Origin of the sequence: Desertihabitans aurantiacus, assembly GCF_003344635.1 — a bacterium.
GTDB classification, from domain to species: Bacteria; Actinomycetota; Actinomycetes; order Propionibacteriales; family Propionibacteriaceae; genus Desertihabitans; species Desertihabitans aurantiacus.
In genome coordinates this window covers 1-7,984 of sequence record NZ_QPKK01000182.1, presented here as the reverse complement: position 1 = coordinate 7,984, position 7,984 = coordinate 1, and the positions used below count along the sequence as shown (strand labels likewise).

The window sequence follows — 7,984 nt, the reverse complement described above, 5'->3', positions numbered from 1 at the left end:
CAGCTGCTGGACGGGCCGGTGCTGGCCGCCGGCTACCCGGCCCGGCAGGAGCGGGCGGCCGAGCGCGCGCTGCGGCTGGTGCAGGTGACCGAGGCCGGGCTGTCCGACGACCGGGAGGTGCTGCACTCCTTCGCGCTGCAGCGGCGCACCGAGCTGCTGCGCCGGCTGCACACCGTGGCCAGCGACGCGCTTTGCGCGGCCTGCGCCTGGCCCGCCGCCGGCTGAGGGTGCCCCGCCACGAGCCGTGCCACCCGGTCCGGTGCAGCCGGGCGAGATCCCTGCTCGGCTCCCGGAACCGGTCGGACGCTACGCCGCGCCCGCCCCGGACGCCGGGGCGCGTGGCGAGCGGCGGTAGGCCGAGACGGTCGGGTCACCAGCCAGCCAGAACCGCCAGGGACGGTCGGCGGCCAGGCTGACCCCGACCCGCGGGCCGCTGAGCACCCGGGCCGGGTCGACCGGCGTCCCGAGCTCGAGCCGGGGTGGCGGGTCGTGCTCGAGGTCGGCACCCAGGTCGGCCGGCACCAGGCCGAGCGCGGAGCACAGGTTGCCCGGCCCGCGCGCCAGCCGGACGTCGTCGAGGACGCCCCGGCGCTCCCGGGCCAGCTCGTGCCCGGCCACCACCTCCCCCGCCCGCAGCAGCACCGCCTGGCCCTGCTCGGGCTCGCCGGTGACGACGTTGGCGCACAGGTGGATGCCGTAGGAGCGGTAGAGGTAGAGCCGTCCCGCCGGGCCGTACATCGTCTCCGAGCGCGGGGTGCGCCGGAACGCGTGCGAGGCCGGGTCGTCCGGTCCGGCGTAGGCCTCCACCTCGGTCAGCCGGACGCTGACGCCGTGGCCGTGCAGCACCGCCCCGAGCAGACCGCGGGCGGCCGCCAGCACGTCCGGCTCATCCGCGGGCGCCGGTGGCTCCCCGGGCCGGGACGCGGTCATGCGCCGACCGCGTGCACCCCGCCGTCGACGTGCACGATCTCGCCGGTGGTGGCGGGGAACCAGTCGCTGAGCAGCGCGACCACCGCCTTGGCGGTGGGCTCGAAGTCGGTGGCGTCCCAGCCGAGGGGGGCGCGCTCGCTCCACACCTCGTTGTACTTCTCGGTGCCCGGGATGGCCTTCTTGGCCAGGCTCTCCAGCGGCCCGGCGGCGACCAGGTTGCTGCGGATGCCCTCGGGGCCGAGGTACTTGGCCAGGTAGCGGCTGGTGCTCTCCAGGGCGGCCTTGGCCACCCCCATCCAGTCGTAGCCGGGCCAGGCGATGGTGGCGTCGAAGGTCAGCCCGACCACCGAGCTGCCGCGGGTCAGCAGCGGCCGGCAGGCCATCGTCAGCGACTTCAGCGAGTAGGCCGAGACCTGCACCGCGGTGCCGACGTCCTCCCACGGGGTGTCGAGGAACTTCCCGCCGAGGGCGGTCTCGGGGTTGCCGAAGGCGATCGAGTGGACGATCCCGTCGAGACGGTCGACGTGCTCGCCCAGCGCCTCGGGCAGCGCCGCCAGGTGGTCGGCGTCGGAGACGTTGAGCTCGAGCAGCGCCGGCTCGGTGGGCAGCTTCTTGATCACCCGCCGGGTGATGCCCATCGCGCGCCCGAAGTTCGACACCACCACGGTGGCGCCCTGCTCCTGGGCCACCTTGGCCGCGGCGAAGCCGATCGAGGTGTTGAGGGTGACTCCCGCCACCAGGACGTTCTTGCCCTCGAGGATGCCCATCAGTTCCTTCCCTGCCGTGCTGGATCGAGGTGGTGACGCCGTCGGCGCCGCCGGAGGTGTCAGTGGCCCATGCCGAGGCCGCCGTCGACGGGGATGATCGCCCCGGAGACGTAGCCGGCGCCGTCGCCGGCGAGGAACTCCACGGTGGCCGCGACGTCCTCGACCGCGCCCAGCCGGCCGGCCGGGATCCGCGCCTGGTAGTCGGCCACCTGCTGCTCGCTCAGCCGGGCGGTCATGTCGGTGTCGATGAAGCCGGGGGCGACCACGTTCGCGGTGACCCCGCGCGAGCCCAGCTCGCGGGTGATCGAGCGGGCCAGGCCGACCAGCCCGGACTTGGAGGCGGCGTAGTTGACCTGCCCGGCCGAGCCGAGCTGGCCGACCACCGAGGACAGGAAGACCATCCGCCCGAAGCGGGCCCGCATCATCGCCTTCGAGGCCCGCTTGGCCAGCCGGAAGGAGGCGGTGAGGTTGGTCTCGACCACGTCGGCGAAGTCCTGCTCGCTCATCCGCAGCAGCAGGGTGTCACGGGTGATGCCGGCGTTGGCGACCAGCACCTCCACCGGACCCAGCTCGGCCTCCACCGTGGCGAAGGCGGCCTCCACCTGCTCGGGGTCGGTGATCTCGCAGCGCACCGGCAGTGCGCCCGCCGGGACGTCCCCGCTGCGGTGGGTGGCGGCCACCCGGTGCCCGGCGGCGACGAAGCGCTCGGTGATCGCCCGTCCGATCCCCCGGCTGCCACCGGTGACCAGGACGGTTCGTGTCGTGTGTTCAGGCTGCGGCACCCGGTAACGCTATCGTCTGCGCGTGGAAATCCTCACCAGCCCAGAGATCTGGATCGCCTTCCTCACCCTGCTGGCCCTCGAGCTGGTGCTCGGGGTCGACAACGTCGTCTTCATCTCGATCCTCGCCAACCGGCTGCCGGAGTCGCAGCGCAAGCGGGCGCGTCTGGTCGGTCTGGCCCTGGCGCTGGTGATGCGGATCATCCTGCTGTTCTTCGCCTCCTGGATCGTCGGGCTGACCGACACCCTGTTCGGGATCGGGCCGTGGGAGGCGCTGCAGATCAGCGGCCGCGACCTGATCCTCATCCTCGGTGGCGCCTTCCTCATCTACAAGGCCGTCACCGAGATCCACGCCAAGCTCGAGGGCGAGGACGGCCACGGCGACGGGAGCGGGAAGGCCGGCACCACCTTCGGCCGGGTGATCCTGCAGATCGTGCTGATCGACATCGTCTTCTCCCTCGACTCGGTGATCACCGCGGTCGGCATGGTGGACGAGCTGGTGGTGATGATCGCCGCGGTGGTGATCGCGATCGGCGTGATGATGGTGCTGGCCGAGCGGATCGGCGGCTTCGTCGACCGCCACCCGACGGTGAAGATGCTCTGCCTGGCCTTCCTCGTGCTGATCGGGGCGACCCTGCTGGCCGAGGGCTTCAACTACCACGTCAGCAAGGGCATGATCTACGGCCCGATCGCGTTCGCGATCGTCGTCGAGGCGCTCAACCTCGTCTACCGCGGCCGTGCCGCCCGCCGCAAGGGCGCCCAGCAGGAGCCGGTGCACCTGCGCTCGAAGTACGCCGAGCAGCAGGAGGGCTCCACCCTCACCCCGCCAGCCGGGGCGCTGGACGAGCGCTGAGCCGTCCGGGCCGGGGTCCTCAGACGCTGACGTCGGCCCGCGGCCCGTCGGCCGGGCCCTCGTCCAAGGTGGCCCGGCCGAGCTGCTCGGCGTGCAGCCGGGCGTACAGCCCACCGGCCGCGAGCAGCTCGGCGTGGGTGCCGCGCTCCACCACCCGGCCCCGCTCCATCCCGTAGATGACGTCGGCGGCGCGGATCGTCGACAGCCGGTGCGCGATGGCGATGGTGGTGCGGTCGCGGGTCGCGCGCTCCAGGGCGTCCTGGACCAGCCGCTCGGTCTCGCTGTCCAGCGCGGAGGTGGCCTCGTCGAGGATGAGGATCCGGGGGTCCTTGAGCAGCACCCGGGCGATCGCCAGCCGCTGCTTCTCCCCGCCCGAGAGCCGGTAGCCGCGTTCGCCGGTGATCGTCTCGTAGCCCTCGGCGAAGGTCATGATCCGGTCGTGGATGTTCGCCCCGCGGGCGGCGGCCTCGATCTCGGCCGCGCTCGCCCCCGGCTTGGCGTAGGCGATGTTGTCGCGGATGGTGCCGTGGAAGAGGTAGGGCTCCTGGGTGACCATGCCGACGGCGTCGGCCAGCGAGGACGCCGTCAGGTCGCGGACGTCGATCCCGTCGATCCGCACCGCCCCCTCGGTCACCTCGTGGAAGCGTGGCACCAGGTAGGTGGTGGTGGTCTTGCCCGACCCCGACGGCCCCACCAGCGCGGCCAGCTGCCCCGGTTCGACGGTGATCGAGACGTCCCGCAGCGCCCAGCCGTCGCCGGGGTCGGTCGGCGCGGCCATCGTCGCCTGCGGCCCGGCGAAGCGGTCGCCCTGCTCGGTACCGCTCAGCCGCCGCGGCTCGGGGTAGCGGAAGCTCACCGCGTCGAACTCCACCCGCCCGGCCATCGTCTCGGGGTCGAGCCGGCGCGCGCCGGGGCGTTCGGTGATCGCCGGACGCAGGTCGAGGTACTCGAAGATCCGCCGGAACAGCGCGAGTGAGGTCTGCACGTCCAGGCTCACCCGCATCAGCGACCCGAGCGGCTGCTGCAGCCGGGCCTGCACCGTGGTGAAGGCGATCAGGGTGCCCGCGGTCAACCCGGCGCCCCCGGGCACGGTGCCGGTCACCATCAGCCCGGCGGCCAGGTAGATCAGCGCCGGGGTGATGGCGAAGAAGGTCTGCACCACCGCCATGAAGGTGCGTCCGGTCATCGCCTGCTCGACCTGCAGCCGGGTCTGGCGCCGGTTCGCCTCGCGGTAGCGCTCGGTCTCGGCCTCGGCCCGGTTGAACACCTTCGACAGCAGGATGCCGGAGACGCTGAGCGCCTCCTCGGTGATCGCGGTCATCTCCGCCAGCGACTCCTGGGTGCGCCGGGCCAGCCGCTGGCGTCGGCGTCCCACCCGCACCTGGATCCAGACGAAGAGCGGGATCAGCGCGCAGGTGAGGACGGTCAGCTGCCACGACAGCAGCAGCATCGAGACGAAGGCGGCGACCACGGTCACCGTGTTGGAGAGGATGGCGGTCGCGACGTCGGTGAGCACGGTGCGCACGCCGCTGACGTCGTTGGACAGCCGGGACTGGATGGAGCCGGTCCTGGTGGCGGTGAAGAAGGCCAGCTCCATCCGCTGCAGGTGGGCGAACAGGTCGCCGCGCAGGTCGGCCATCGCGGAGTTGCCGATGACGCTGGTGAGGTAGTTCTGACCGATCCCGATCAGCGCGGTGAGCACCGGGATGGCGACGAGGCCGCCGACCAGCCAGGCGAGCAGGTCCAGCCGTGCCGGTCCGCCGTCGGTCGGGAAGAGCGCGGCGTCGAACACCTCGCGGGTGAGAAAGGGGCTGACCGCCGTCAGCCCGGCCGCGGTCAGCACGGCCAGCAGCACCAGCACCATCCGGGCCCGGTAGGGACGCAGCAGGGAGGCGATCCGGCGCAGCACCCCGCGCTGCGGGCCGGCGATCTCCTCCTCGCTCAGGTGGGTGACGGTGATGCCGCGCGGCACAGCCAGCCCTCCTCCCCGGGGCCGCCGGACCGGACGACCGGCACCAGCCCCGCGGGCACCCTACTCCCGGCCCTCCCCCGCACCCGCCGGCCCAGGAGGCGTGCGGGAGAGCCGCGTACGCTGACCGGGTGGCGCACCACGACGACGACACACCCGTCATCACCCAGGCCTCCCGGGGACGGTCCGTCGACGCCTCGCGCCGTCAGCGCAACTACCTGATCATGATGGGCATCCGGGTGCTCTGCTTCGTCGGGCTGTGGCCGGCCCGCAGCAACCCGGTGCTGGTGCTGGTGCTGCTGCTCGGTGCGGTGCTGCTGCCCTACCTCGCGGTGCTGCTGGTCAACGCCAAGGACCAGCGCCACACCGCGGCCACCCCACCGCCGGAGCAGACGGCCCCGGCCGAGCCGGCACCCCGTCCGGCCGTGGACCAGGGCCCGGTGACGATCGAGGGCGAGGTGGTCGAGGACGACCCGTCCCGCCCGGCGCTGGAACCCCGGCGGCCCGGGACGCCGCCACCACCCGGAGGAGGACCGTGAGCGACGTCGAGGAGCTCCCCACCACCTGCTCGGCGCGGGGCTGCCAGGCGCCGGCCGTGCACGACCTGCGGTGGAACAACCCGAAGATCCACACCCCCGAGCGGCGCAAGCACTGGCTGGCCTGCGAGGAGCACCGCGTCTCGCTGTCGGAGTTCCTGCAGGCGCGGGGGTTCCTCCGTGAGGTCGAGCCGCTCGGCTGAGGGTGGTCAGTCCCGGGTGGCCTGCTCGGCCGCGTGCTCGGCGTCCACCCGCCTCTTGACGCCCTTGAGCCCCGGGATGGAGCCGAGCATCTCGTTGATCTCGGTGACCACCCGCAGCACGCCGTGCAGGTCGGGGGCGACGTCGCCGAGGGTGCTCATCACGGGCAGCACGTCCCGGCGCAGGTCGTCGACCAGCCGTGGCAGCAGGTCGAGGCCCGCCACCACCGCCTGCACCTCGTGCGGGTCGGTGGACTCGGCCAGCCGGGCCACCGCGGGCTGCAGCCGGGTCAACGGCCCGGTGTAGGACGCCAGCAGCTCCTCGGCCCGGGCACTCACGCCCTCGGCCCGCTCGACCACCGCCTGGGTGCGCCGGGCGGCCAGCTCGGCCTCGGCGACCACCACCTCGGACCGGTCGAGCAGCGCCTCGGCCCGCTCGGCCGCCCGTTCGGCCCGCTCCAGCAGCGCGACCGTGCGCGGCAGCAGCGAGGTCAGCTGCTCGAGCGCCTCCGCGCCACGGCCGAGGAGCTCTGCGGGGTTGGGCGGCAGCGGCACTCGCATGCGCCCACGGTAGACCCGTCCGGATCGGGCCCGGCGGTCAGCCGCCGATGGCCGACATCGGCCGGTCGGGCTGGAGGAAGCTCGGGTCGTCGATGCCGTGCCCGGGCCGCTTGGCCGCCAGCACGTCCAGCCAGCGCCGGGCGATCTCCTCGTCGTCCGCGCCACCGCGCAGCAGGGGCCGCAGGTCGGACTCGGTGCGGGCGAACAGGCAGTTGCGCAGCTGGCCGTCCGCGGTCAGCCGGACCCGGTCGCAGGCGCCGCAGAAGGGACGGGTGACCGAGGCGATGATGCCGACCTTGTGCGCGGTGCCGGCCACCCGGAACAGCTCGGCCGGCGCGCTCCCCCGCTCGGCGCGGTCGTCGACCAGCCGCCAGCGTCGTGACAGCGCGCTGTGGATCTCCTCGGCGGTGACCATCTCGCTGCGCTGCCAGCCGTGCTGGGCGTCCAGCGGCATCTGCTCGATGAACCGCAGCTGGGCGCCGACGTCCATCGCCCAGGCGAGCAGGTCGGCGGCCTCGTTGTCGTTGACCCCGCGCATGAGGACGGTGTTGACCTTGACCGGGGTGAGCCCGGCCGCGACCGCCGCCTCCACGCCGGCGAGCACGTCGGGCAGCCGGCGCCGGCGGGTCAGCCGGGTGAAGGTGTCGGGGTCGAGGGTGTCGAGAGAGACGTTGATCCGGTCCAGCCCGGCGGCGGCCAGCTCGCCGGCCCGGCGCGCCAGCCCGATCCCGTTGGTGGTGAGCGCGATCCGCGGCCGTGGCCGCAGCGCGGCGACGTCGCGGACCACCTCCAGCAGATCGGGCCGCAGCAGCGGCTCCCCGCCGGTCAGCCGGATCGAGGTGATGCCGAGCATCCGGACGGCCACGTCGAGCAGCCGGTGCAGCTCCTCGGCGGTCAGCAGCTCGTCCTTGCCCAGCCAGTCCAGCCCCTCGGCCGGCATGCAGTAGGTGCAGCGCAGGTTGCAGCGGTCGGTCAGGGAGACCCGCAGGTCGGTGGCGACCCGGCCGTGCCGGTCGCGCAGCGGGCGCGGCCAGGAGTCGGTCGGGGTCGCGGTCATGCGTCCGAGTCTAGGGAGGTCCCCGACCGCCCCACCCCCCGGTGGCCGGGCGGCGGCCCGGTGGCAGGATCGTCGCAGCCCCACTGCCGAGCGACGAGGAGCAGCGTGACCGAAGAGACCCGCACCCTCTTTCTGTGGATGGCCGAGCTCTGCGACACCCTCGAGCTCGACATGGACATCGACGAGGACGCCGTGCACGCGGTGCTCGACCTCGCCCGTGACGCCGCCCACCACGTCACCCGCCCGGCCGCGCCGCTGACCACCTTCCTGGCCGGGGTGGCCGTCGGCCGGGGCGCCAGCATCGGCGCCGCGACGGCCGCCGCCACCCAGCT

11 protein-coding genes are annotated in these 7,984 nt (G+C 73.6%); 5 read left to right on the top strand and 6 right to left on the bottom strand.

The features are described from left to right. A partial coding sequence (locus tag DVA66_RS13995) for a hypothetical protein (RefSeq protein WP_198671767.1) occupies positions 1–225 on the top strand: 225 nt, incomplete at its 5' end. Positions 226–306: 81 nt separating this feature from the next. On the opposite strand, the gene DVA66_RS13990 is transcribed toward DVA66_RS13995, so the two are convergent. Genes DVA66_RS13990 through fabG form a run of 3 tightly spaced genes read right to left on the bottom strand, consistent with a single transcriptional unit; the run spans position 307 to position 2,479 of the window. After that, positions 307–930 (bottom strand): DNA-3-methyladenine glycosylase, encoded by a 624-nt coding sequence (locus tag DVA66_RS13990; protein ID WP_114560641.1) that lies wholly within the window; start codon positions 928–930, stop codon positions 307–309. Beyond that, positions 927–1,697, bottom strand: coding sequence for an enoyl-ACP reductase FabI (fabI, locus tag DVA66_RS13985; RefSeq protein ID WP_114125301.1), 771 nt, complete (start codon positions 1,695–1,697; stop codon positions 927–929). The genes DVA66_RS13990 and fabI overlap by 4 nt, the downstream gene beginning before the upstream one ends. 59 nt (positions 1,698–1,756) lie before the next feature. Beyond that, a complete protein-coding gene (gene fabG, locus DVA66_RS13980; RefSeq protein WP_114560640.1) occupies positions 1,757–2,479 on the bottom strand; it encodes a 3-oxoacyl-ACP reductase FabG in 723 nt (240 codons plus the stop codon). Between the two features lie 22 nt (positions 2,480–2,501). Between fabG and DVA66_RS13975 the strand changes: the two genes are divergently transcribed. Continuing rightward, positions 2,502–3,329 carry a TerC family protein gene (locus DVA66_RS13975; protein ID WP_114560639.1) on the top strand — a complete coding sequence of 276 codons (828 nt, stop codon included), beginning with the start codon at positions 2,502–2,504 and terminating at the stop codon, positions 3,327–3,329. 19 nt (positions 3,330–3,348) lie between these two features. Here the strand turns inward: DVA66_RS13975 and DVA66_RS13970 are convergent, their stop codons facing one another. Continuing rightward, positions 3,349–5,301: an ABC transporter ATP-binding protein gene (locus tag DVA66_RS13970; protein ID WP_198671766.1), complete on the bottom strand. Its 1,953-nt coding sequence runs from the start codon at positions 5,299–5,301 to the stop codon at positions 3,349–3,351. A 128-nt stretch (positions 5,302–5,429) separates the two neighbouring features. On the opposite strand from DVA66_RS13970, the gene DVA66_RS13965 reads away from it, so the two are divergent. Further along, positions 5,430–5,837 carry a DUF3099 domain-containing protein gene (locus DVA66_RS13965; RefSeq protein WP_114560638.1) on the top strand — a complete coding sequence of 136 codons (408 nt, stop codon included), beginning with the start codon at positions 5,430–5,432 and terminating at the stop codon, positions 5,835–5,837. Next, on the top strand, positions 5,834–6,037 hold the full coding sequence (locus DVA66_RS13960; protein WP_114125305.1) for a hypothetical protein: 204 nt from the start codon (positions 5,834–5,836) through the stop codon (positions 6,035–6,037). Before DVA66_RS13965 ends, DVA66_RS13960 begins: the two co-directional genes overlap by 4 nt. 6 nt (positions 6,038–6,043) lie before the next feature. Here the strand turns inward: DVA66_RS13960 and DVA66_RS13955 are convergent, their stop codons facing one another. Both DVA66_RS13955 and moaA read right to left on the bottom strand, forming a co-directional pair. After that, a complete protein-coding gene (locus DVA66_RS13955) occupies positions 6,044–6,595 on the bottom strand; it encodes a hypothetical protein (protein WP_157974009.1) in 552 nt (183 codons plus the stop codon). A gap of 37 nt (positions 6,596–6,632) precedes the next feature. Then, positions 6,633–7,652 carry a GTP 3',8-cyclase MoaA gene (gene moaA / locus DVA66_RS13950; protein WP_114560636.1) on the bottom strand — a complete coding sequence of 340 codons (1,020 nt, stop codon included), beginning with the start codon at positions 7,650–7,652 and terminating at the stop codon, positions 6,633–6,635. Between the two features lie 105 nt (positions 7,653–7,757). Here moaA and DVA66_RS13945 point away from each other — a divergent pair. Then, positions 7,758–7,984 (top strand): DUF6457 domain-containing protein (locus tag DVA66_RS13945; RefSeq protein ID WP_114560635.1); only part of this gene is annotated, 227 nt, incomplete at its 3' end.

What these genes read in the sequence shown, in the direction of transcription:
- DVA66_RS13990 (WP_114560641.1), bottom strand. Translation starts at nt 930, where the DNA reads ATGACCGCGTCCCGGCCCGGGGAGCCACCGGCGCCCGCGGATGAGCCG.
- moaA (WP_114560636.1), bottom strand. Translation starts at nt 7,652, where the DNA reads ATGACCGCGACCCCGACCGACTCCTGGCCGCGCCCGCTGCGCGACCGG.
- fabI (WP_114125301.1), bottom strand. Translation starts at nt 1,697, where the DNA reads ATGGGCATCCTCGAGGGCAAGAACGTCCTGGTGGCGGGAGTCACCCTC.
- DVA66_RS13955 (WP_157974009.1), bottom strand. Translation starts at nt 6,595, where the DNA reads ATGCGAGTGCCGCTGCCGCCCAACCCCGCAGAGCTCCTCGGCCGTGGC.